Annotated in this window: 22 protein-coding genes; 15 read left to right on the top strand and 7 right to left on the bottom strand. The window is 60.4% G+C overall.

Annotation, left to right across the window (positions count from 1 at the left end):
* The first annotated feature begins 92 nt into the window (after positions 1-92).
* Positions 93-701, top strand: a complete 609-nt coding sequence (locus LPW13_RS15660; RefSeq protein WP_230436839.1) for a CDP-alcohol phosphatidyltransferase family protein — start codon at positions 93-95, stop codon at positions 699-701.
* Between the two features lie 5 nt (positions 702-706).
* On the opposite strand, the gene LPW13_RS15655 is transcribed toward LPW13_RS15660, so the two are convergent.
* The 5 genes from LPW13_RS15655 to def form a co-directional block, all read right to left on the bottom strand.
* Entirely contained in the window at positions 707-2,158 is a 1,452-nt protein-coding gene (locus LPW13_RS15655; protein WP_230436837.1) for a TrkH family potassium uptake protein, read from the bottom strand.
* A gap of 15 nt (positions 2,159-2,173) precedes the next feature.
* Positions 2,174-3,559: a Trk system potassium transporter TrkA gene (gene trkA, locus LPW13_RS15650; RefSeq protein WP_230436835.1), complete on the bottom strand. Its 1,386-nt coding sequence runs from the start codon at positions 3,557-3,559 to the stop codon at positions 2,174-2,176.
* 270 nt (positions 3,560-3,829) lie between these two features.
* Positions 3,830-5,167, bottom strand: coding sequence for a 16S rRNA (cytosine(967)-C(5))-methyltransferase RsmB (gene rsmB / locus LPW13_RS15645; protein ID WP_230436833.1), 1,338 nt, complete (start codon positions 5,165-5,167; stop codon positions 3,830-3,832).
* Complete coding sequence (gene fmt, locus LPW13_RS15640) at positions 5,160-6,128, bottom strand: methionyl-tRNA formyltransferase (RefSeq protein ID WP_230436831.1); 969 nt, start codon at positions 6,126-6,128, stop codon at positions 5,160-5,162. The genes rsmB and fmt overlap by 8 nt, the downstream gene beginning before the upstream one ends.
* Positions 6,129-6,338: 210 nt before the next feature.
* On the bottom strand, positions 6,339-6,845 hold the full coding sequence (gene def, locus LPW13_RS15635) for a peptide deformylase (protein ID WP_230436830.1): 507 nt from the start codon (positions 6,843-6,845) through the stop codon (positions 6,339-6,341).
* A gap of 232 nt (positions 6,846-7,077) precedes the next feature.
* On the opposite strand from def, the gene LPW13_RS15630 reads away from it, so the two are divergent.
* From LPW13_RS15630 to LPW13_RS15620, 3 genes are all read left to right on the top strand, one after another.
* Positions 7,078-8,145, top strand: coding sequence for a LysM peptidoglycan-binding domain-containing protein (locus tag LPW13_RS15630; RefSeq protein WP_230436828.1), 1,068 nt, complete (start codon positions 7,078-7,080; stop codon positions 8,143-8,145).
* Positions 8,146-8,244: 99 nt separating this feature from the next.
* The gene (gene dprA, locus LPW13_RS15625; RefSeq protein ID WP_230436826.1) at positions 8,245-9,420 is read left to right on the top strand and encodes a DNA-processing protein DprA; all 1,176 of its coding nucleotides are present in this window, start codon (positions 8,245-8,247) and stop codon (positions 9,418-9,420) included.
* Positions 9,421-9,515: 95 nt separating this feature from the next.
* Positions 9,516-10,664, top strand: coding sequence for a PQQ-dependent sugar dehydrogenase (locus LPW13_RS15620; RefSeq protein ID WP_230436824.1), 1,149 nt, complete (start codon positions 9,516-9,518; stop codon positions 10,662-10,664).
* Positions 10,665-10,689: 25 nt separating this feature from the next.
* On the opposite strand, the gene rrtA is transcribed toward LPW13_RS15620, so the two are convergent.
* The gene (gene rrtA, locus LPW13_RS15615; RefSeq protein ID WP_230436822.1) at positions 10,690-11,325 is read right to left on the bottom strand and encodes a rhombosortase; all 636 of its coding nucleotides are present in this window, start codon (positions 11,323-11,325) and stop codon (positions 10,690-10,692) included.
* Between the two features lie 279 nt (positions 11,326-11,604).
* Between rrtA and LPW13_RS15610 the strand changes: the two genes are divergently transcribed.
* From LPW13_RS15610 to LPW13_RS15565, 10 genes are all read left to right on the top strand, one after another.
* The gene (locus tag LPW13_RS15610; RefSeq protein ID WP_230436821.1) at positions 11,605-12,192 is read left to right on the top strand and encodes an L-threonylcarbamoyladenylate synthase; all 588 of its coding nucleotides are present in this window, start codon (positions 11,605-11,607) and stop codon (positions 12,190-12,192) included.
* Positions 12,193-12,254: 62 nt separating this feature from the next.
* Positions 12,255-13,160, top strand: a complete 906-nt coding sequence (gene hemF / locus LPW13_RS15605; RefSeq protein ID WP_230436819.1) for an oxygen-dependent coproporphyrinogen oxidase — start codon at positions 12,255-12,257, stop codon at positions 13,158-13,160.
* 203 nt (positions 13,161-13,363) lie between these two features.
* Positions 13,364-13,795, top strand: coding sequence for a hypothetical protein (locus tag LPW13_RS15600; RefSeq protein WP_230436817.1), 432 nt, complete (start codon positions 13,364-13,366; stop codon positions 13,793-13,795).
* Positions 13,796-13,827: 32 nt separating this feature from the next.
* Positions 13,828-14,670, top strand: coding sequence for a shikimate dehydrogenase (gene aroE, locus LPW13_RS15595; RefSeq protein ID WP_230436815.1), 843 nt, complete (start codon positions 13,828-13,830; stop codon positions 14,668-14,670).
* Between the two features lie 323 nt (positions 14,671-14,993).
* Positions 14,994-15,485, top strand: coding sequence for a 5-(carboxyamino)imidazole ribonucleotide mutase (gene purE, locus LPW13_RS15590; protein ID WP_230436813.1), 492 nt, complete (start codon positions 14,994-14,996; stop codon positions 15,483-15,485).
* 41 nt (positions 15,486-15,526) lie between these two features.
* Entirely contained in the window at positions 15,527-16,651 is a 1,125-nt protein-coding gene (locus tag LPW13_RS15585; RefSeq protein WP_230436812.1) for a 5-(carboxyamino)imidazole ribonucleotide synthase, read from the top strand.
* Between the two features lie 179 nt (positions 16,652-16,830).
* Positions 16,831-17,232: a hypothetical protein gene (locus tag LPW13_RS15580; RefSeq protein ID WP_230436810.1), complete on the top strand. Its 402-nt coding sequence runs from the start codon at positions 16,831-16,833 to the stop codon at positions 17,230-17,232.
* Between the two features lie 30 nt (positions 17,233-17,262).
* Complete coding sequence (locus LPW13_RS15575; protein ID WP_230436808.1) at positions 17,263-18,174, top strand: LysR family transcriptional regulator; 912 nt, start codon at positions 17,263-17,265, stop codon at positions 18,172-18,174.
* Between the two features lie 119 nt (positions 18,175-18,293).
* Complete coding sequence (locus LPW13_RS15570) at positions 18,294-18,788, top strand: DUF2938 domain-containing protein (RefSeq protein ID WP_230436807.1); 495 nt, start codon at positions 18,294-18,296, stop codon at positions 18,786-18,788.
* A 55-nt stretch (positions 18,789-18,843) separates the two neighbouring features.
* Positions 18,844-19,362: a hypothetical protein gene (locus LPW13_RS15565; protein ID WP_230436805.1), complete on the top strand. Its 519-nt coding sequence runs from the start codon at positions 18,844-18,846 to the stop codon at positions 19,360-19,362.
* Between the two features lie 101 nt (positions 19,363-19,463).
* On the opposite strand, the gene LPW13_RS15560 is transcribed toward LPW13_RS15565, so the two are convergent.
* Positions 19,464-20,066 carry a LysE/ArgO family amino acid transporter gene (locus LPW13_RS15560; RefSeq protein WP_230436803.1) on the bottom strand — a complete coding sequence of 201 codons (603 nt, stop codon included), beginning with the start codon at positions 20,064-20,066 and terminating at the stop codon, positions 19,464-19,466.
* Between the two features lie 99 nt (positions 20,067-20,165).
* On the opposite strand from LPW13_RS15560, the gene LPW13_RS15555 reads away from it, so the two are divergent.
* The gene (locus tag LPW13_RS15555) at positions 20,166-21,065 is read left to right on the top strand and encodes a LysR family transcriptional regulator ArgP (protein WP_230436802.1); all 900 of its coding nucleotides are present in this window, start codon (positions 20,166-20,168) and stop codon (positions 21,063-21,065) included.
* Positions 21,066-21,068 lie beyond the last annotated feature (3 nt).

Below are 21,068 nucleotides of genomic sequence, written 5' to 3'. Positions count from 1 at the left end.
GTTGTTCCCGGCGCCAATGCCATCCGGGTTTTGCCGAATGACTTTCCATTGCCGATACTTGGTACTTCAGTGGAAGATCCCCGGGAGTATTCATGAGCCAGGCTTCGGCCAGCCGTTGGCGCCAGATTCCTAACGCGCTGTCGTTTCTGCGCCTCCTTTTGATTCCGCCTATCGTCTATCTTTCCCTGCACCAGTACGACGGGTTGGCGCTGAGCCTGTATATCGTGGTGGCACTGAGTGATTATGCGGACGGATGGCTGGCGCGACGTTATCACTGGCAAAGCCGCTTTGGCATGATTCTCGATCCACTGGCGGATCGGATCTTCGTACTCAGCATGATCCCGCTGCTGTGGTATCTGGATACCCTGGGACTGTTGTATGGAATTGTTCTCGGCGTGCGCTGCCTGCTGCAGGCGAGTGTGGTTCCGGTCGTGCTACTGTGGCTGAAACGCCCATTCGGTATCCGGGCAATGTGGCTGCAGCTGTTTGCATCAGTGACTGCATATATCGTGTTGGGGCTGGGGTTTGCCGATGAGGCGAGATATCTCTGGCTGCCATCCACATCCGGCGCGCGATTTATATTCGAGCGTACCGTGGGGGCGATGACATTTATCGGGCTGCTATTGGAGGTGGCGGTGTTGATTCGTTTTGCTCCGCGTTACCTTCATGTTCTGCAAAAAAGAAAAAACACATTTGAGTAGCCGTTTCAATGTCGCCAGAACGCGGGCGTCAGCAGCACCAGTAGTGTGAAAATTTCCAGGCGCCCCATCAGCATCGCAAGAATCAGAAAACACTTGGCGAACTCATTGACGCTGGCATAGTGGGATGCCGCGTCCCCCAGCGCCGGACCGATATTACTCAGGCAGGACGCCACGGTGGAGAAGGAGGTAACAAAATTTTCGCCAGTGGCCATTACCGCGATGGTGAGCACGAAAAACGACAGGATATAAACCGCAAAAAAGCCCCACACCGCATCGGTCACCCGGTCGGGGACGATCTTGCGGTTCACCTTGATCGGCACCACCGCATTGGGGTGCACCAATCGGTTCAGTTCCCGCAAGCCGGATTTCATGATCAGCATCACCCGCACCGCCTTGATCCCACCAGACGTAGAGCCGGCACAGGCGCCCATGATGCCCACCAGTAACAGGACGTAAGGCAGGAAAGCCGGCCAGACGGCGAAGCTTTCGGAGCCAAAGCCAGCGGTAGTACCGATGGATACGACCTGGAAGATGCCGTGCAGCAGACTGTCCTGCATGTTGTAGGTCCCGGTCGCCCACAGATAGCCGACGATAATAAAACAGGCGACTACCGTCACCCATATATAGAAACGGAACTCGGAATCCTTCCAGTAGTGCTTCAGGGTTCTGTTACTGAAAGCGAAAAAGTGCAGGCCGAAGTTGATGCCTGCAGTGAGCATGAAAATAATCGCGATCGCCATGATCGCATGATTGTGGGCATAGAACCCCATGCTGGCATCGTGGGTGGAAAAGCCGCCGTTGGCGACGGTGGAAAATGCGTGACCGACCGCATCAAATACCGTCATTCCGGCCCACCAGTAACCGATACCGCACAACACGGTAAGAATGATGTAAATCACGAACAGCGCACGCGCGGTTTCCGCAATCCGTGGTGTCAGCTTGGTGTCTTTCACTGGTCCCGGAATTTCTGCCTTGTACAGCTGCATGCCCCCGATCCCCAGCATGGGCAGGATCGCCAGTGCGATGACAATCACACCGATGCCCCCGAACCATTGCAGTTGCTGACGGTAATAAAGAATGGCGGGCGGCAGGGTGTCTAGGCCGGTGATGGTGGTAGCGCCGGTGGTGGTGAGTCCGGAGATGGATTCGAAAATCGCGTCCACCACGCTCAGGTTGGGCTGGGTGGAGATAATCAGCGGCAGGGCACCGAAACTGCCCAGAATCAGCCAGAAAAGGGAGGTCACCACAAAGCCGTCGCGGGTGCGCAGGTCTTGTTTCAGGTCATGCACCGGCAGCCACATAAACAGCCCGGTGAGAATGGTGATGCCGAACGCCACGCTGAATGCGATATGGGTGCCGTCGTCATACCACAGGGAAACCCCGATGGGAGGTAACAGGGTAAGGCTGAACACTGTCAGTAAAATACCGAAAACACGCGCTATGACTGCCGGTCGCATCTGTAATTACCGCCCTCAGAAGAAACTGAAGCCGACCTGGAACAGCTGTTCCACGTGGCGGGTGTGGCGGCGGTCGACGAGAAATACGATGACGTGGTCATCGGTTTCCACCACGATGTCGTCATGGGCGATCAGTACCTGGCTGGTGCCGTCGCTTTCGCGAACAATGGCACCGATCGATGCGCCTTCTGGCAGGTCGATATCTTCGATTTTTTTACCCACCACTTTGGAAGTGCGGTTATCGCCGTGCGCGATGACCTCGATGGCCTCGGCAGCACCGCGGCGCAGGGAGTGTACATTGACCATGTCTCCGCGGCGCACATGGGTGAGTAGGCTGCCAATGGTGTTCTGCTGGGGGGAAATGGCAATGTCGATTTCACCCCCCTGCACCAGGTCGACGTAGGCGGGGTTGTTGATCAGGGTCATGACCTTGCGGGTGCCGAGGCGTTTGGCCAGGAGCGAGGCCATGATGTTGGCTTCGTCGTCGTTGGTCAGCGCGAGGAATACATCGGTGTCTTCGATGTTTTCCTCCAGCAGCAGGTCCTGATCCGAGGCGCTGCCGTGCAGCACGATGCTGTTGCTCAGTTCTTCCGAGAGGAAGATGCAGCGGTCGTGGTTCTGTTCGATCACTTTGACGGTGTAGCGGTTTTCCAGCCGGCTGGCGAGGCGCAGGCCGATGTTGCCGCCGCCGGCGATGGTGATGCGTTTGTAGCCCTGTTCCAGCCGGCGCAGTTCGCTCATGACGGCGCGGATGTCCTGCCGGGCGGCAATAAAGAAGACTTCGTCGCCGGCTTCGATCACGGTGGAGCCCTGGGGAATAATGGGGCTGTTGCGGCGATAAATGGCGGCGACGCGAGTGTCGACTTTGGGCATGTGTTCGCGCAGGTAGCGCAGTTGGTGGCCGACCAGAGGGCCGCCCTGTACGGCGCGCACGGCGACCAGCTGGACGCGGCCATCGGCGAAGTCGAGTACCTGCAGGGCGCCGGGGTGTTCAATCAGGCGGGCGATGTATTCGGAGACGATCTGTTCGGGGCTGATGAGGACGTCGATGGGGATCGATTCGGTGGAGAACAGTTCGGGGTATTGCAGGTAGGCGGCGGCGCGGACGCGGGCGATTTTGGTGGTGACGCGAAACAGCGAGTGGGCGATCTGGCACGCGGCCATGTTGGTTTCGTCGTTGTTGGTGACGGCGACGACGATGTCGGCGTCTTCGATGCCGGCTTCCTGGAGTACGTCGGGGTGGGAGGCGTGACCGTGGACGACGCCGATGTCGATCCGGTCGCCCAGTTCGCGCAGGGTTTTCTCGTCGTTGTCGATCAGAATGATGTCGTTGCGTTCCGAGGCCAGGCTTTCCGCCAGAGAACCGCCGACCTGGCCGGCGCCGAGAATAATGATTTTCATAGTTGGCTTAATGGGCCTTGGTTATCTGGCCTTATTACTTCGTCACCACCACAGATTTTTAATCTACAGCGGTGGCGGCCGGGCACCGGGTAAAGGTTTTCGAAACCGCTGTTAATACTTCCCTGTACGCTGCGTCGGCAACGTCCCTGTTGCCGACGCTTTCGAAAACCTTTACCCGGCACCCGCCCTTCGATTTTTGCTGGTGTGGCTGGAACATGCTGAAAGCACCCCTAGGGGGATCAGCGTTAGCGCATCCACCACCCCATCGATTCATGCCTCTCGGGTTTTTTCCAGCTTCGCGTAATAAAACCCGTCACCGGTATGAATCCCGGGAAGCAGCTGTATGCCCGCTTCCTGTGGTAACCCCCAAGGCAGGTCGTTGAACAATTCCGGCGTATTGTCGCGCGCATCCCCGGTCTCCGCAACGAAGCGCGCCACCTGCGCGCTGTTTTCTTCCGGCAGTATGGAGCAGGTTGCGTAAAGCAGGGTGCCGCCGGGTTTCAACAGGCGCCACATGGCGCGCAATATGCGGCCCTGCAATTCGGCCAGTTCGGGGATGTCTTCGGGACGGCGCAGCAGCTTGATGTCCGGGTGGCGGCGGATGACGCCGGTGGCGGAGCAGGGGGCGTCCAGCAGGATGCGGTCATACTGTTCGCCGTCCCACCAGTGTTCGGGTTCTGCGGCATCGGCGCAGATGAGTTCGGCGCCGGCACCGATGCGCTCGAGGTTTTCGATCACGCGGTCGAGGCGCTCTTCTTCGATGTCGAGGGCGGTGAGATTGAGGTCCGGTTGCAGTTCCAGCAGGTGACAGGTCTTGCCACCGGGGGCGGCGCAGGCGTCGAGGATTTTGTCGCCCGGTTGTGGATCCAGCAGTGGCGCGGCGAGTTGCGCGGACTGGTCCTGGACGCTGACGTGGCCGTCTTCAAACCCGGGCAGGCGGGCGACGGCGACGGCGTTTTGGAGCACGATGCCGGCGGCTGAGAGTTCGCAGGCCTCACCCGGGATACCGGCGTCTTGCAGCTGTTCGAGATAGTCGTCGCGGCTGATTTTGCCGGTGTTGACCCGCAGGGTCATGGGCGGGTTTTCGTTGTTGGCGGTGAAGATGGTACGCGCTTCGCTGCCCCAGGCGTCCTTGATCGCCTGTTGCAGCCACGCCGGGTGGGCGGAGCTGAACTGGGGATTGCCGGAGAGCTTGCGAGTGAGTGCTTCCTTATTGCGTAGGGCGTTGCGCAGCACACCATTGACCACCCCGGTGGCGTGGCCGAGTTTCAACGCGCGTGCGGCCTCTACGGTGGCGGCGATGGCGGCGTGATCGGGGATGCGGGTGTATTCCAGCTGGTATAGCCCCACCAGCATCAGTGCCGCCAGTTCGTCGTCCTTGACCGGCTTGCGCGACAGCTTGGCCAGGATCAGTTCCAGCCGCGGCGCGAAGCGCGCGGTGCCGTAACACAGCTCGCGCAGCAGGGCGCGATTCTTTCCACCTGTAGCGCTACTGGTCTCATCGTCCCCCAGCTGCTTTTCTGCCCATGGCAACAGCCGCTGCAGGGAGCCGCGATCATCCTGGAGGCGCGCAATCACGCGTGCGGCCAGCGCTCTTGGATCATTCATCGATTTGCCCCAGCTGAATACCGGCACGGAACAGGTCGCGGTAGCCCTTGAGGATTTCCGCCACCGGCAGGGATTTCTTACCCGGCAATTGTAGTTGTGTCAGGCGCAGCGCCTCGCGGCCACAGGTCACCAGGATGCCCTCATCGTCGGTGGACAGAATGGTGCCGGGTTGGTCATTGTGACAGCCCTGTTCCAGCCTCGCGCCATAGACCCGCAGACGCTGGGGCTTGCCTTTGCCGTCCCGGTACTCCGTCCAGCACACCGGAAATGGATTGAACGCCCGCACCTGGCGCTCGAGCTCTGCCGCCGGCTGCGTCCAGTCAATACGCGCCTCTTCCTTGCTGATCTTGCCGGCGTAGTTCGCCAGCATATCGTCCTGTACCTGTGGATTAGCGGTGCCGCCTTCCAGTTGCGCGAGTGCCTCCAGCAATGCCGGACCGCCCAGTTGCGCCAGCTTGTCGTGCAGACTGCCGCCGGTCTCATTGCCGGCGATCGGCGTGCGCGCCTCCACCAGCACAGGGCCAGTATCCAGCCCCGCCTCCATCTGCATGATCGCCACGCCACTCTCCGCATCGCCGGCCTCCACCGCCCGCTGAATCGGCGCCGCCCCGCGCCAGCGCGGCAATAAAGAGGCATGCACATTCACACAACCGAGCCGCGGCGTATCCAGTACCACCTGCGGCAGAATCAGGCCGTAGGCCACCACCACCATCAGGTCTGCGTTCAGCGCCGCCAGGTCCTGCTGCGCGGCTTCGTCGCGCAGGGAAAGTGGCTGATATACCGGGATATCGTGTTCCAGTGCCAGCTGTTTCACGGGACTCGCCAGCAGTTTCTTGCCGCGCCCGGCGGGGCGGTCGGGCTGGCTGTAGACCGCGATCACGTTGTGTTCACTGTCGAGCAGGGTTTGCAGGTGGACGGCGGCAAAGTCGGGCGTGCCGGCGAAGATGATGTTCAGACTCATGAAAATACTTTCAGAAAAGAAGGAGCGGGCTCGATAACGAAGCCCAAAACTAGGATGCGAAGGCAGGGTGCCGGGGCGTTGCTTTCAGAAGCGTCGGCGACAGGGACGTCGCCGCCGCAGCGTACAGGGATGTATACACAGCGGTTCTGAAAGCAACGCCCCGGTGCCCTGCCGCCAAAGGACCGGCTTCAAGGCGCCGACCTTGAGGGGTCAAGCTTTCTGGCGGTGAGCCTTCTCAAGCTTCGAGCGAATGCGGTTGCGCTTGAGCGGCGAGATATAATCCACAAACAGCTTGCCATCGAGATGGTCGATCTCGTGCTGGATACACACCGCCAGCAGACCCTCGGCCTCCAGCGCATAGGCTTCGCCCTCGCGATCCAGCGCCTTCAGGCGGATCTTGCGCGGACGCTGTACCGTCTCGTAAAAGCCCGGCACCGACAGACAGCCCTCATCGTACTTGTGGATCTCAGGATCCAGCACCTCAACTTCCGGATTGACCATCACCAGCGGCTCGCTCTGATCTTCCGACACATCGATTACCACAATGCGCTCGTGAAAATTGACCTGCGTCGCCGCCAGGCCCACGCCCGGCGCCTCATACATCGTCTCGAACATATCGTCGATCAGTGCACGGTGCGTATCCGTCACTTCAGAGACTGGCTCCGCCACCTTGCGCAGACGGGGATCGGGGAATTCTAGGATTTCCAGTTTGGCCATAACACCTGTGACAAACTTCTAGTCTTAGTGGAACTTGCGCTGATAACATAATGATCGCGCTTGAAATTTGCTGCTCGGGAAGCGATTTTCGCACAGTGGCCATCGTGCCAGTTGGCGTAAAATTCGTTCCCTCCACCGGCGGCATCTGCCGACTCCGGTGCAGCGCTGTGTGATTATAGCGATATAAAGGTTCAGCGATAGCGCTGGCGACATAAAGCATAGGAATGCTTCCATGAAAAAAATAATCCTGGCCGCCGCCGCAACCCTGCTGGCGACCTTTGGCCTGCAGGCGCAAGACGCGCGCCTGAAGCCCGACCACCCGGACACCTACGTGGTGGAAAAAGGTGACACCCTGTGGGATATCTCCGGGCGCTTCCTCACCCAGCCCTGGTACTGGCCGGAAATCTGGCAGGTGAACCCTCAGGTCGAAAACCCCCACCTGATTTATCCCGGCGACCGCCTGAACCTGGTGTACGTGGACGGTCAGCCGCGCCTCGAGCTCGAGCGGGCGCCCACCGCCTACAAGCTGAGCCCCACCAGCAACAACCGCCTCGGCCCCGCCGTGCGCCGCGAGCCCATCGACAGCGCCATCCCCGCGATTCCGCTGGATGCCATCAACGCCTTCCTGTCCCGCACCCGTATCGTCGGACCCCATGCGTTTGAGGGTGTACCCTACGTGATCTCCGGCGAAGACCAGCGCATCCTGATGGGCGCCGGCGAAAAAATCTACGCTCGCGGCGACTTCCGCGAACCGCTCGCCTCCTACGGCCTCTATCGCCCGGGCCCGGTGTATGCCGATCCCTACACCGGTGAAGATTTGGGCCAGCAGGCCCTGGATGTGGGCTCCGTGGATCTGCGTCAACTCGACCCGGACAGCGGTAACCGCGAATTCGCCGTGGCCACCCTGGACGTCACCCGCACCAGCCGCGATATCCGTCTCGAGGATCGCCTGCTGCCGGTGGAAGAGCGTTCCATTGCCGCCCTGTTCCAGCCCTCGGCGCCGGCGGTCCCCGTAGATGGTGTGATCCTGGGTGTGGAGGAAGGGGTAACCCAGATTGCCAAATACGACGTGGTTGCCATCAACCGCGGCTTGCGCGAAGGCCTGGATGCCGGCAGCGTACTGGCCATTTACAAGCGCGGTGCCACCGTGCGCGATCGCATCGCGCGCCAGAACGTCAAGCTGCCGGACGAGCGCGCCGGCCTGCTGATGGTGTTCCGCAGCTTCGAGAAAATGAGCCTGGGCCTGGTGCTGGAAGCGGATAAGCCGTTGGAAGTCATGGACCTGGTGCGCAACCCCTGATTGGTTAAATGCTCGCATGGGCGTCGCGGGTGGCATGAAGTCCGCTCGCGGCACTGAACACTGAAATACTCCCTCACCAAACAGATACAGGTAAAACGCATGGATGCGTTGTTCGCCTCACTCGCCCTGCTGCGCCTGGAAGGGCTCGGGGTTGGCAGCTACTGGCAATTAATCGAGCGCTTCGGCAGTGCCGAAGCCGCGCTGCAGCAACTCCCACCCAATTTCTCGCGCAAACTGCCCGATCGCGCCCGCGCGCAGCTGGCGGAATTTCAGCACAATGCCGACGACAGCGAATTGGGCCAGTGGGCGCAGGCCGAACGGGCGCGCTGTCATGAACAGGGTACTGCGCTGCTGCACTGCGAGAGCCCCGAATATCCCACGCTGCTGAAAGAGATCCGCAACCCGCCGCCGGTGCTGTATGTGCGCGGCAATCCCGCGTGTTTGTCGTTGCCCCAGGTGGCCGTCGTCGGCGCCCGGCGGGCCAGTCGCGCGGGCCTGGACAACGCGCTGGCGTTTTCCGCCGATCTCTCGGCTGCCGGCTTTGCGATTACCTCCGGGCTGGCATTGGGTGTGGATGGCGCCGCCCATCAGGGGGCGCTGAGATGTGGAGGGGAACGTGCGGGAAAAACCATTGCCGTGCTCGGTACCGGGGTCGATCGCCTGTATCCGCGTCGCAATATCAAGCTGGCGGAGGACATCCTCGCCAACGACGGCGCAGTTGTCAGCGAGATGCCCCTGGCCTCCGCCCCCGAGGCGGGCAACTTTCCCCGTCGCAACCGCATCATTTCCGGCCTGAGTCTCGGCGTACTACTGGTGGAAGCGGCGGTGCGTTCCGGCTCGCTGATTACCGCACGCCTGGCGCTGGAGCAGAACCGCGAGGTGTTTGCGATTCCGGGCTCTATCCACAACCCGCTTGCTCGCGGCTGCCACCGCATGATTCGCGACGGCGCCACGTTGGTGGAAACTAGCGCGGATATTGTCGAGCACCTGGGTGGCATGCTGTCGGCAATGGCACAGCAGCCGGGATTGTTCGATGACACTGTGGAAGCGGCCGAGGTGTCGCTGCCCGCGGAACAGCGCGCCATTATCCGCGCACTCGGCGGCGATCCGCGCAGCATCGAACAGCTCGCGCGGGATACCGGCGGCGATACCGGCGATCTGATGGCCGCATTATTGCACCTGGAGCTGGACGGCCTGGTGGAACAGTGGAATGGTGGCTACCAGCTAACAGGCAGCGGTGCCAGAACCCTGAATACGTTAGCCACAGCCGAGTAAAACTGTTGTCAGTTTCTCCGCACCGTCATCTGGCACTGGCCGAAAAATGGAAAAGCCGTTACGGTCACACGTAACTATTTTCAGGGAGAATCTCCATGGCATCGCGATTGCGTCTTTTCACTTTTGGTGTGGCCGCTGTGGCAGCGTCCTTGTGCACGGTTCCGGCACTGGCGGAAGACAATCCCCGGCAAGACAAGCCGGCAGTCCATCTCGACAAGCTGAACCTGCCGGATGGCTTCAAGATTGAGGTCTACGCGGACGGTGTCGAAAATGCGCGCCACATGGCGCGCGGTGACAACGGCACCCTGTTTGTGGGCTCGATACGCGCGGGCAACGTCTACGCCATTACCGATAAAGACGGTGACCACAAGGCGGACTCGGTGAAAGTGATTGCCGAGGGCATCACTTCTCCAACTGGTGTAGCCTTCCGCGATGGCGACCTCTACATCAGTGCGATCAGCAAGATCCTGCGCCTCGATGATATCGAATCCCGCCTGGACAACCCGCCGGAGCCGGTGGTGATCACTGATCAGTTCCCCACCGAGCGTCACCACGGCTGGAAGTACATCGCCTTTGGCCCCGACGGCTGGTTGTATGTGCCCGTCGGCGCCCCGTGCAATATCTGCGATGAGGAAGGCTTCGCCAATATCCAGCGCATCAAGATCGAGGGCGACAAGGTGGTGAAGACCGAGACCTGGGCCGAGGGGGTGCGCAATACCGTTGGTTTTACCTGGCACCCGGAGACCGAGGCTCTCTGGTTCACTGACAATGGCCGCGACATGCTGGGGGATGATATCCCGCCCTGCGAGCTGAACACCGCCCCGGTAGCGGGTAAGCATTTCGGTTACCCCTATTGCCACGGCGATGACATTTCCGATCCTGAGTTTGGCGAGGGAAAAAGTTGCAGCGATTACGTGCCGCCAGTACAGGAATTGGGCCCCCATGTGGCGCCCCTGGGCGTGAAGTTCTACACCGGTGACCAATTCCCGCAAGCGTATAAAAACCAGGTGTTGATTGCCGAACACGGCTCCTGGAACCGGTCCAACAAGATCGGCTATCGGGTGACCAAAGTGACTCTGAACGAGAAAGGCGAGGCAACTTCCTACGAGCCGTTTATCGACGGTTGGCTGCAGGGAGAGAAGAACTGGGGTCGGCCGGTGGATATACTGGTGATGCCAGACGGCGCGCTGCTGGTGTCAGACGATCAGGCCGGTGTGATCTACCGGGTGAGCTACGGCGAATAACCGGCTAAATGGGCCATGGCGGCGGTCATGCACCGTCGCCGGGCTCGTGGCTGTGGGTATTCAATGAAAAGGGGGCTGCGGCGTGCCGGTGCGCGCGGATCAGGCTCATTATTCCCAGCAGGGTGCCGAACATGGCGCCCAGTAGATGTGCATCGACCGCTACCGCGGCATCAATCATCTGCGCGGTGGCGCCGCTGGCGCCAAACCACTGTTCCCACATTACCTTGCCCCAGCCACCTGCCACCAGCAGGTAGCCGGTACGCATACCGGCGCGAATATCCAGCATCCCACCCCAGATGATCAGCCCGTGCAGCACCCCTGACAGTCCGAGATAGATATCGGTATCGGGAGAGATCAGGTACAGGCCGATACCGATACCCAAGCCGATCAGTGCCACCGCCGAGAAAAACCGCGGGATTTTGTAATGCATACCGTGCAATATCCACAACAGCGCGAGCCCGGCGCTGTTTAGCAACAGGTGATGCAGATTGGTGTGGGTCAGGTGTCCGCTCAGCAGGCGCCAGATCTCGCCACCCGCGATGGCGGTGCGGTCGTAGACCAGCCAGGGCTCCAGCACCGGGGCGCACAGCCATACCGAGGCGATAATCCCCAGCAGATATAGCGGACCCGCGAGTCCGGAACGGTTGAACAGTAAAAACATGCGGAAACAACTCGATTACAACGGGGTGAAAACCCACCCCCTTGAGGGGGGGAGCCATTCAGGCGCTCAGCGCGAAAATTGAACCACAAGCCCGAAAGTCAGTCATGACTTTCTGCCACACTGTACAGGGTTTAAGTCGTCGCGGTGGTGAACCGCAGCACAGCGGGACGAAGGGCCCTGCTTGTCTGCGCAGAGACTATTCGCTAAATTGCCGCGCTCCCGGAACCGGATAAGCCGGCCAACCAACTACTGAATCAAGTTCAAATAGAGTGTCGCCCCTTGTCTGATAACCATCACCCATCGCTGCTCGGTGCTGAGCTTAAAATCGCCCAGGCGGCCCGCGCGCTCGCCGCCGGCGGCGTGATTGCCCACCCCACGGAATCCGTGTGGGGGCTCGCCTGCGACCCGTTCAATCCGGACGCGGTGGAACGCCTGCTGAGGCTGAAGAACCGCCCGCTGGAGAAAGGCCTGATTCTGGTTTCCGGTGATGTGGATCATTTTGGCGGCCTGCTGCGCAACCTGACCGGCGATCAGCGCGCCCGGGTCGATGCCACCTGGCCCGGCCCGGTTACCTGGCTGGTGCCGCATTTTGACCAGGTCCCCCCCTGGGTCAGCGGGATTCACCACAGCGTGGCCCTGCGCCATACCAACCACCCGTTCACCGCGGCGTTAACGCGCGCGTTTGGCGGTGCTATCGTATCCACCTCTGCCAATCCCGCCGGCTGTCAGCCGGCGCGGCACAAATTCCAGGTGCTGCGCTACTTTGGCGACGCGCTGGACTTTGTCGGTGGTGGCAACACCGGTGGCCGCAGCGCCCCCAGTGAAATTCGCGATATCGCCAGCGGCCGCGTGCTGCGCGCCGGCTGACTCGCGCCGCAAGATCGATCCGGCACTGCCGGTACCCGCCCAGAACAGATCGTGAGATTTCCATGACCGAAGTGAATATCCAGGCCGTCAAAGACTATCTGCTGACGCTTCAGGACCGCATTTGCGCCGAAGTATCAGCCATTGATGGCACTAAATTTGTCGAAGATGCCTGGGATCGGGAAGGGGGTGGCGGCGGCCGCACCCGGGTGCTGGAAAACGGCAATGTGATCGAAAAGGGCGGGGTGAATTTCTCCCACGTTTACGGCGACCAGTTGCCGCCGTCCGCCACCGCGGCGCGCCCGGAACTGGCCGGCCGCTCCTTTGAGGCTATGGGCGTATCCCTGGTGATTCACCCCGAGAACCCGTATATCCCCACCAGCCACGCCAATGTACGTCTGTTTGTGGCGGAAAAGGCGGGCGCGGAGCCGGTGTGGTGGTTCGGCGGTGGTTACGATCTCACGCCGTATTACGGGTTTGAGGAAGATGTGGTGCACTGGCACCAGACCGCGAAGAATGCCTGTTCGCCTTTCGGGGACGATATCTATCCCCGCTTCAAAAAGTGGTGCGATGAATATTTCTACCTCAAGCACCGGGACGAGGCGCGCGGTGTCGGCGGGCTGTTTTTTGACGATTTCAACGAGGGCGGGTTCGACAATGCCTTCGCCTTCATGCAGGCGGTGGGCGACAGTTACCTGGATGCCTATCTGCCGATCGTAAAAAAACGCCAGGGCATGGCATACGGCGAGCGCGAGCGGGATTTCCAGTTGTACCGTCGCGGCCGCTATGTGGAGTTCAATCTGGTGTTTGACCGCGGCACCCTGTTCGGCCTGCAGAGCGGTGGCCGCACCGAATCCATCCTCATGTCGCTGCCACCGGAAGTGCGCTGGCGATACGATTGGCAGCCGGAACCGGGAACGCCGGAGGCGCGTCTGTACTCGGACTTCCTGCCCCATAAAGATTGGGTTTAAAGTATTAAAAAGGAAATGGTGGCGGTGCTGCTACCGGGTGCCTCCTCGTGAGACACGCCGTGAACCCATCCATGGGGGCTCTTCTGCGAGGTGGCCCGGCCGCTCCATGTATTCACGGCGCCTTCGGCCCCTCTCGCAGAAGGTCTCACAAGGAGGCACCCGGCATCAGCACCTGCTCGGAGGCTTACTAGAAGGAAACCACCATGCACAAGACCCGCCTGGAAGAGATCAATAAACTGTTTCTCGAATACCGGCGCCTGTTCGAAGCCTGCGATGCGGCGCAGATCGCCGATTTCTATCGCTTTCCCCTGCATTACTACTTTTCCAGTGGTGAAAAATCCGAGCTGACGCGGAGCTATTTTATCGGCCGTGTGGAAAAGCTGCTGAAACTGTATCAAAAACTCGGCGTAAGCCAGATTGTGGGTGCGGTTACGGATGTGATTGAGCTGAACGAAAACACCAGTCTCGCCACCTTGAACTGGGTCTTTCTGGACACCAGCGGCGAAAAGCCGCGGCAGATTTACAGTGCATTCACACGCTATATCGTCGGTGAATTTGCCGGTGAACTGAAAATCGATGGACTGATCGGTGTGGATGAAACCCTGCGCATCAAAGAAGCACTCCGTGCTCACTAACAGAATAATTTCAAACAAAACTGGATGTTGTTGTGACTGATCGCTATGCCGTTATCGGAAACCCGATAAAACAATCCATGTCTCCGGATATCCACGGTGCCTTCGCACGCGAGACCGCCCAGGATATGGAATACGGAAAACTGTTTGCGGAAGTGGATGGTTTTAAACCAGTGGTGGATAAGTTTTTTGCCGACGGTGGAAAAGGGCTCAACATCACCGCGCCATTCAAACTCGATGCCTTTGACTACGCAGACTCCCTGAGCGAGCGTGCGCGCACCGCCGGTGCGGTCAATACCCTGGCGTTACAGAATGATGGCACCTTGCTGGGTGACAACACTGATGGCCCCGGGCTGGTGTCGGATATTGTTAACAACCTGGGCTGGAAAATTGCCGGTCAAAAAGTGCTGGTGCTCGGCGCGGGTGGTGCTACCCGGGGAACATTACTGCCGCTACTGAAACAGCAGCCGGCACAACTGCATATTGCCAATCGCACCGCGCACAAAGCGCAGCAATTGGCTGAAGATTTTTCCGGGTACGGTGCGATTACCGCCAGCGGGCTGGATGCCGTACCGGAGGGTTTTGATCTGGTGATCAATGCCAGTGCCGCCAGTCTGTCCGGGGAACTTCCGCCGCTGTCGCCGCGGGCACTGGCGGAGGGCTGCTGTGCCTACGATATGGTGTACGGTGCGCAACCCACGCCGTTTATGCGCTGGGCCGCGGAGCTGGGCGCGGAAGTCTCCGATGGTCTCGGCATGCTGGTGGGGCAGGCGGCAGAGTCGTTTGCCCTGTGGCGTGGCGTGCGGCCGCAGGTTGCGCCGGTTCTGACCATGTTGCGGGACCGTCTGCGCGCTCAAGCTGCCAGTGAAAAAGAATAGAAATCTGGTCACTTCTCTCCGCGGCGTTACCGTTTGAGCGTGCCGTGACCATTCCGCCAGACTATCGTTTCCCGGACGGAAGCGCCGGGCTGCAAGGCTGATCCGACAGTCTCGCCCGGTAAAGCTCGGGGAAAACGTCACTAAAACCGGCGGAGAGCCCCGTACTGCGTGCTTTCTCGCTGAGTTTTGGTATCCTCACGCCCCTTAATTTGGGGCGGTCGGTCGCTTTTGGGGCGGCGCGGGGCCGGCACCCGTGAATCGACGAGTTATTCCCGGGCTGTGCCCGCTCTCCGATGCTCGTGTAACCCTGGAGTTAACAGCTAGTGAATCAGCTTCCGTTTGAAAAAGTCACCATCGTGATGGGATCCCAATCCGACTGGCCGACCATGGAAATGGCGACCAAGCCGCTTGCCGATCTGGGTGTGCCATTTGCCACGGCGGTGGTTTCCGCGCACCGCACGCCCCAGCGCATGACGGAATTCGCCACCACCGCCCACGAGCGCGGTACCCAGGTGATCATCGCCGGCGCCGGCGGTTCTGCGCATCTGCCGGGCATGATTGCCGCGATGACCCCGCTGCCGGTCATCGGCGTACCGGTGGCGAGCAAATTCATGACCGGAATGGACAGCCTGCTGTCCATCGTGCAGATGCCCAAAGGGGTCGCGGTGGCCACTCAGGCGGTGGGCGCTTCCGGCGCGTTCAATGCCGGCCTGATGGCGGCGCAGATGCTGTCCCTGAGCGATCCGGAGCTGCAGAAACGCCTGATCGCCTGGCGCGAGAACCAGAGCGCCGGCGTGCCGTTTGAAGTGGAATAAGTCGCTCGGCGACTGATGAAGGTTTACGAGGTATAGCGGAAATGACAGCCAGTCAAAGTAGGCGTGTAGGGATTGTCGGCTGTGGCCAGTTGGCCCAGATGATGGCCCAGGAAGCCCGCCCGTTGGGTATCGAATTCAGCTTTCTCGCCGAGGGTGGTGAGAACACCGCCTGCGTGCAAGGGCTGGGGACGATTGTAGACGCCGGCAATGGCGAGGAAATCGAGGCCCTGTACAAAGCCATGGGCAGCCCCGAAGTCATCACCGCCGAACGCGAAGGCGTGGATGTGGGTCTGCTGCGGGCGCTGGAAAAATTCTGCCCGGTTTACCCGCGCCCGGATGCGTTTGAAAAAACCCAGCACCGCGTGCGCGAGAAAACCGCCATCACCGACGCCGGCCTGCCGGTGGCCCCGTTCCGTCCCGCGAATAACTACAGCGAAATCTGCACCGCGGTAAAAGCGTTGGGTTACCCGGCGTTTATCAAAAGCTGTGAAAACGGCTACGACGGCAAGAACCAGTGGCGGGTGAACAGCGACGAAGACCTCGAAGGTATCGCCGATCAGGTACCCGAACAGGAATACGTGGTGGAGAAAGGCATCAACTTCTCCCGCGAGGTTTCCCTGATCGGCGCGCGCACCGCAGACGGCAAAGTGGTGACCTATCCGCTGGCGGAAAACGATCACTACAACGGTACCCTGCTGGTCTCCACCGCGCCCGCGCCGCATGTGGATGAAAAACTCCAGACCACCGCACAGGAATACCTGTCCACCCTGATGGATGCCTGGGACTATGTGGGTGTGCTGGCGATGGAGTGCTTTGTCACCGACGACGGCCTGCTGATCAATGAGCTGGCACCGCGGGTGCACAACAGCGGGCACTGGACTTTAGCTGGAGCCAAAACCAGCCAGTTTGCCAATCATGTGCGCGCAATTCTCGGTATGCCACTGGGTGAAACCGCTTGCGACCGCGTGGCGGTGATGATCAATATGCTGGGCGTGGATAAAAAGCCTGCACTGCCCAACGAAGGGGTCTGGTCCTACGGCAAAGAGCTCCGTCCGGGCCGCAAAATGGGCCATGTGATTCTGCTGGACGACACCCAGGATAAACTGGCCGCACGTATCGACAGCATGCTCGAAGAGCTCTACGGCTCCAGCAAACGCCCCGCTTGATTTTTTGTGCCCGGCAGCGGTGACGCTGCCGGGTCTTGTTTTGCTCCCCTCCCCGCTGTATATCCGAAGTTTCAGAATCGCCAATCCGTGTACTTTCATTGCGTCGAGATCTGGCATACTGCCCCGGTTTCTCTCGTCCGGAATTTTGTTGGCGAGATTCAGTTAACGGGGGTTTACCAGTGCGAGAATTTACCAAGAATCTTTCTGTCTGTTTTGCGGCTGGCTGCCTGGCCGGGCTCGGTTATGCACTGGGCCTGTGGGCACTGGGGCACTACGGAATTACCCGCGCGCTGTCTGTGGATATCGCACCGCATCTTTCCAATGCCTATATTTACCAGCGCGTGGTCTGGGGTGGCATCTGTGGCCTGATTTTTCTACTGCCCTGGCGCAAGAGCTGGATCACCCGGGGTTTTATGCTATCGCTGATTCCCGCGGGCATTCTCTTGTTTCTGTTGTTGCCTATGCGCGGTTTTGGCATCGGCGCACTGGCACTGGGTACCCTGACACCGCTGGTGATTATCCTGGCCTGTGCCGCTGGAGGAATCGTTGGATCCGGCTGGTTGCGGGCACAGGGTAAATAACCATTCCGGGTAAGGCAGGGAGCTGGTCGCGTGCGCAATCTGAGTCTCGATCAACTGCAGTTGTTTGTCAGCGCCTGTGAGCTCGGCTCCTTCTCTGCCGTCGCCCGCCAGTGCGGTCGTGCCCAGTCCGCGGTGAGTGCCCAGATCCAGAACCTGGAGCTCGATGTGGGCGTCGAGCTGTTTGATCGCAGTGGCAAGTTTCCAAAGCCCACTGACGTCGCGCTTGCCCTGTTGCCACTGGCGCGTCAGTCCATTGGCCAGATGCGCCGGCTACAGCAGGCGGCGGACTCCTACCAGAGCGGGGAGGAATCGCAACTCCGAATTCTGTTCGAAGAGCAGGTGATGCCGGACCGGCTGAACGATATGCTCGCCGCCTTCGCCGAACAGTTTCCCAATACACTGATTCACGCCAGCAGTATTGATGGGGAGCGGGCGATCGAGCGGATTGGCCGGGGCGATGCCGATTTCGCTTTTGTCACCGCGCGCGAGGGCTATCCCGGCGAGGTGGATTCCAACAATCTCGGCCAACAGCAGATTCTCACCCTCGCCGCACCGGAGCATCCTCTGGCGCAACTGCCCGCTGCCAGCCTGGTGGAGGCGGCCAACTACCGCCAGATCCTGATTGCCAGTGGTGCACACAGTGCCGTGGGAGATCCGCGCCGGGGCCAGGTGGCCGCACAGTGCTGGGTCACGGATTCGCTGCTGCAGGGGTTGGAGTTGGCGGGCAAGGGGGTAGGCTGGGTCAATGCGCCGTTTGAGCTGGCGCGCCCCTTCCTGAAAAGCGGCCGGCTGGTCGAGTTGAATCTCACCAGCGCACTCTCGGCCTGGAGCCTCGGTGTTGACCTGCTCTGGTCCAATCGCACCCCACAGGGGAATGCGGCGCGCTGGTTCGCGCGCGAGGCTCACCGCCTGTACGGCAATTACTATAGCCCTCCGCTGTAGCGCGGCCTGGGCTCATCCCGCCCGATCTATCTTGATATCCGATAGATACCAACTTCCATCCAAATGTATTTCCGTTGAAACTGCGTTCCTGATTGGGAAAGTGGCAGAGAGGTTTTGCGGTGAACGAAGTTGGGCAATGGATGGGCTACAGCCTGGTGCTGGGCGTCGGGGCGACCGTTATTTGCGATCTCTGGGGGCAGCTGGTGCGAGCAGTCAGCGGCATCGAACCCCTGGACTGGCGGGTGGTGGGCCGTTGGCTGGGGCATATGCCGGGCCAGTTCAGCCACGACAATATTCGCCAGGCCAAACCGGTCAGGGGAGAAAGTATCCTGGGTTGGACCTTCCACTACCTGACTGGTGTGGCGCTCGCCGCGGCCATGCTGGGCCTTTATGGTCTCGACTGGGTTGCGCACCCGGGGTTTCTCGAAGCGCTCGGGTTTGGCGTGGCCACCGTGGTGCTGCCATTTTTTATTATGCAGCCGGCACTGGGAGCGGGTATCGCTGCAAGTCGTACGCCGCAGCCGATGCGCGCGCGGCTGTTGAGCCTGTGCACCCACGGTGCCTTTGGCGTGGGGCTCTGGCTCAGTGCGCGGGCGCTCGCGCTTCTGCACTGATTGAGACTGGACTGAAACCGGCGGGTTGAAACTGGATGGAAACTGGAGGTGAATCATGGACAGCAAAGCCGCGCAGCAACAACTGACGGAATTTGGTGAACACTACCGTTACGACGTGGGATACCTGCAGGAATTTTTGCAGGTTGCGCCAAAGGGCTACGAGGCATTTCAGGGATTTCAGGCGCTGTCCTATTATCGGGAAAAGCTGCCGTTGGATGTTTACTGGGTCAGTCGGTTGGCGTCCATGCAGGTGGCGGATTGTGGTGAATGTCTGCAGCTGTCGGTACGCATGGCACTCGAAGCGGGGTTGGATAAAGCCCTGGTAAAGGCCTGCATTGAAGGCGGTAGTCGGTTACCGGAAAACCTGAAGGATATTTTTGATTTTGCCAGCGCGGTGGCCAGTTACCGCGCCATCGATCCACAACTGGACGCGCGGATTGATCAGCAGTTGGATAAGGCCCAGCGTATCGAGCTGGGAGTCTGCGTGGCGACGGCTGCGGTGTACCCGACCATCAAGCGCGCGCTGGGCATTGCCCAGCGCTGCAGCCTGATGGAAATAGAATACGCGGTGTGAGTGTTCCACAGGGCTCGATCCAGCGTCGCTGAAAGGGGTTTGCGCAGCTGGTACTTGCTGTGCATACCGACTTTGGCGGTAACAGCGGGGATTCAGGCCGATCATTGCTTTAGCACCAGACCCGTGGCGATGCTCAGCATCATCGCGGCAATGCCCAGGTCGATAAACCGCCACACCGATGGCCGCGCCAGCCAGGGCGAGAGCCAGGCCGCCCCAAAGGCCAGCCCGAAAAACCACGCGAGTGACGCGCTGACAGCGCCCAGCGCATAAGCCCCGGGCTCTACCTGCTGTGCGCCGAGTGATCCAATCAATAACACCGTATCCAGGTAGACATGGGGGTTGAGCAGCGTCACCGCCAACGCCATCAACAGTACACTTGCCAGAGAGCGGGCCCTTTGCTCTGTGCGGTTTTCCAGACCTTGTGGCTGGAGGGCCCGGGTCACCGCCTGGATGCCGTACCAGGTGAGGAAGACCGCTCCTCCCCAGCGTGCCAGGCTGATCAACAGCGGGCTCTCCGCCAACAGCGCGGCGAGGCCAAATACCCCGGCGCAGACCAGCACTGCATCGCAGAGTGCGCAGAGCGCCGCTACCTGAAAGTGATATTCCCGGCGCACCCCCTGCGCCAATAGAAACGCATTCTGTGCACCAATGGCAATAATCAGGCCGGCGCCCAACATCAGCCCGTTGAAATAGCTCTGTAACATCGTCTTCCTGTATCTGAAAAGCCGAGACAGTGGCCAGTTTGGATCGACTTCTGGTATAAGAAAAACGAACTTTACTAATCATGTATTAGAGAAACTGATATGTTCGACTACAAGCTGTTGGCCGCGCTCGCCGCGGTGGTGGAACAGGCCGGTTTCGATCGGGCAGCGCAAGCACTGGGCCTGTCACAGTCCGCGGTTTCCCAGCGCATCAAGCTGCTGGAGGCGCGCGTCGGCCAACCGGTATTGCTGCGCGGATCGCCGCCAAAGCCCACGGAAGTGGGACGTCGCCTGCTCAACCACGTACAGCAGGTGCGCCTGCTGGAGCGGGATATACAGGGGCAGATTCCAGCGCTGATGGAGGCGGGGACAGGGCCGGAGAGGTTGCGGATAGCGATCAACGCAGACAGCCTGGCGACGTGGTGGGCGCCCGCGATAGCGGGGTTTTGCAGCGAGCGCAATCTGGTGCTGGACCTGGTGGTGGAAGATCAGGAGGTGGGACTGAAACGTATGCGAGCTGGCGATGTGGCCGCCTGTGTGTGTGGCGCGGATCGGGCCGTGTCCGGTGCGCGCAGTATCGCCCTCGGCGCGATGCGCTACCGCGCGCTGGCGAGCCCGGCGTATATTCGCCGGTATTTTCCGGGCGGGGTCGACCAAGCCGCGCTGCCAAAGTCCCCCGCGGTTGTATTCGGTCCGGATGACGCCTTGCAGCACCGCTATCTGGAATCGCTGGGGTTTAGCGGTACTTTCCCCCACCATCTGTGCCCGTCTTCCGAGGGATTTGTAAACCTAGTGGCGAATGGTCTCGGCTGGGGGCTGGTACCTGAACTACAGGCACAAGATTTGCTGGCCCGGGGCGAGCTGGTGGAACTGCTACCGGATCGGCCGATTGACGTGCCGCTTTATTGGCATTACTGGCGCACGGGTGGTGCGCTGTTGGAAGCGCTGACCGGCGAGCTGTTGCGCACCGCCGGGCAGCTTTTGGTACCGGCGGACAGCTAGTGG

This window comes from Microbulbifer celer, from assembly GCF_020991125.1.
GTDB lineage: Bacteria > Pseudomonadota > Gammaproteobacteria > Pseudomonadales > Cellvibrionaceae > Microbulbifer > Microbulbifer celer.
Note: the sequence above shows the minus strand (reverse complement) of the source record. Positions and strands in the feature narration are given on the sequence as shown.

Bases quoted from the DNA above. Each gene is read 5' to 3' on its own strand.
- LPW13_RS15660 (WP_230436839.1), top strand. From the start codon at position 93: ATGAGCCAGGCTTCGGCCAGCCGTTGGCGCCAGATTCCTAACGCGCTG.
- LPW13_RS15655 (WP_230436837.1), bottom strand. From the start codon at position 2,158: ATGCGACCGGCAGTCATAGCGCGTGTTTTCGGTATTTTACTGACAGTG.
- trkA (WP_230436835.1), bottom strand. From the start codon at position 3,559: ATGAAAATCATTATTCTCGGCGCCGGCCAGGTCGGCGGTTCTCTGGCG.
- rsmB (WP_230436833.1), bottom strand. From the start codon at position 5,167: ATGAATGATCCAAGAGCGCTGGCCGCACGCGTGATTGCGCGCCTCCAG.
- fmt (WP_230436831.1), bottom strand. From the start codon at position 6,128: ATGAGTCTGAACATCATCTTCGCCGGCACGCCCGACTTTGCCGCCGTC.
- def (WP_230436830.1), bottom strand. From the start codon at position 6,845: ATGGCCAAACTGGAAATCCTAGAATTCCCCGATCCCCGTCTGCGCAAG.
- LPW13_RS15630 (WP_230436828.1), top strand. From the start codon at position 7,078: ATGAAAAAAATAATCCTGGCCGCCGCCGCAACCCTGCTGGCGACCTTT.
- dprA (WP_230436826.1), top strand. From the start codon at position 8,245: ATGGATGCGTTGTTCGCCTCACTCGCCCTGCTGCGCCTGGAAGGGCTC.
- LPW13_RS15620 (WP_230436824.1), top strand. From the start codon at position 9,516: ATGGCATCGCGATTGCGTCTTTTCACTTTTGGTGTGGCCGCTGTGGCA.
- rrtA (WP_230436822.1), bottom strand. From the start codon at position 11,325: ATGTTTTTACTGTTCAACCGTTCCGGACTCGCGGGTCCGCTATATCTG.
- hemF (WP_230436819.1), top strand. From the start codon at position 12,255: ATGACCGAAGTGAATATCCAGGCCGTCAAAGACTATCTGCTGACGCTT.
- LPW13_RS15600 (WP_230436817.1), top strand. From the start codon at position 13,364: ATGCACAAGACCCGCCTGGAAGAGATCAATAAACTGTTTCTCGAATAC.
- LPW13_RS15585 (WP_230436812.1), top strand. From the start codon at position 15,527: ATGACAGCCAGTCAAAGTAGGCGTGTAGGGATTGTCGGCTGTGGCCAG.
- LPW13_RS15565 (WP_230436805.1), top strand. From the start codon at position 18,844: ATGGACAGCAAAGCCGCGCAGCAACAACTGACGGAATTTGGTGAACAC.
- LPW13_RS15560 (WP_230436803.1), bottom strand. From the start codon at position 20,066: ATGTTACAGAGCTATTTCAACGGGCTGATGTTGGGCGCCGGCCTGATT.
- LPW13_RS15555 (WP_230436802.1), top strand. From the start codon at position 20,166: ATGTTCGACTACAAGCTGTTGGCCGCGCTCGCCGCGGTGGTGGAACAG.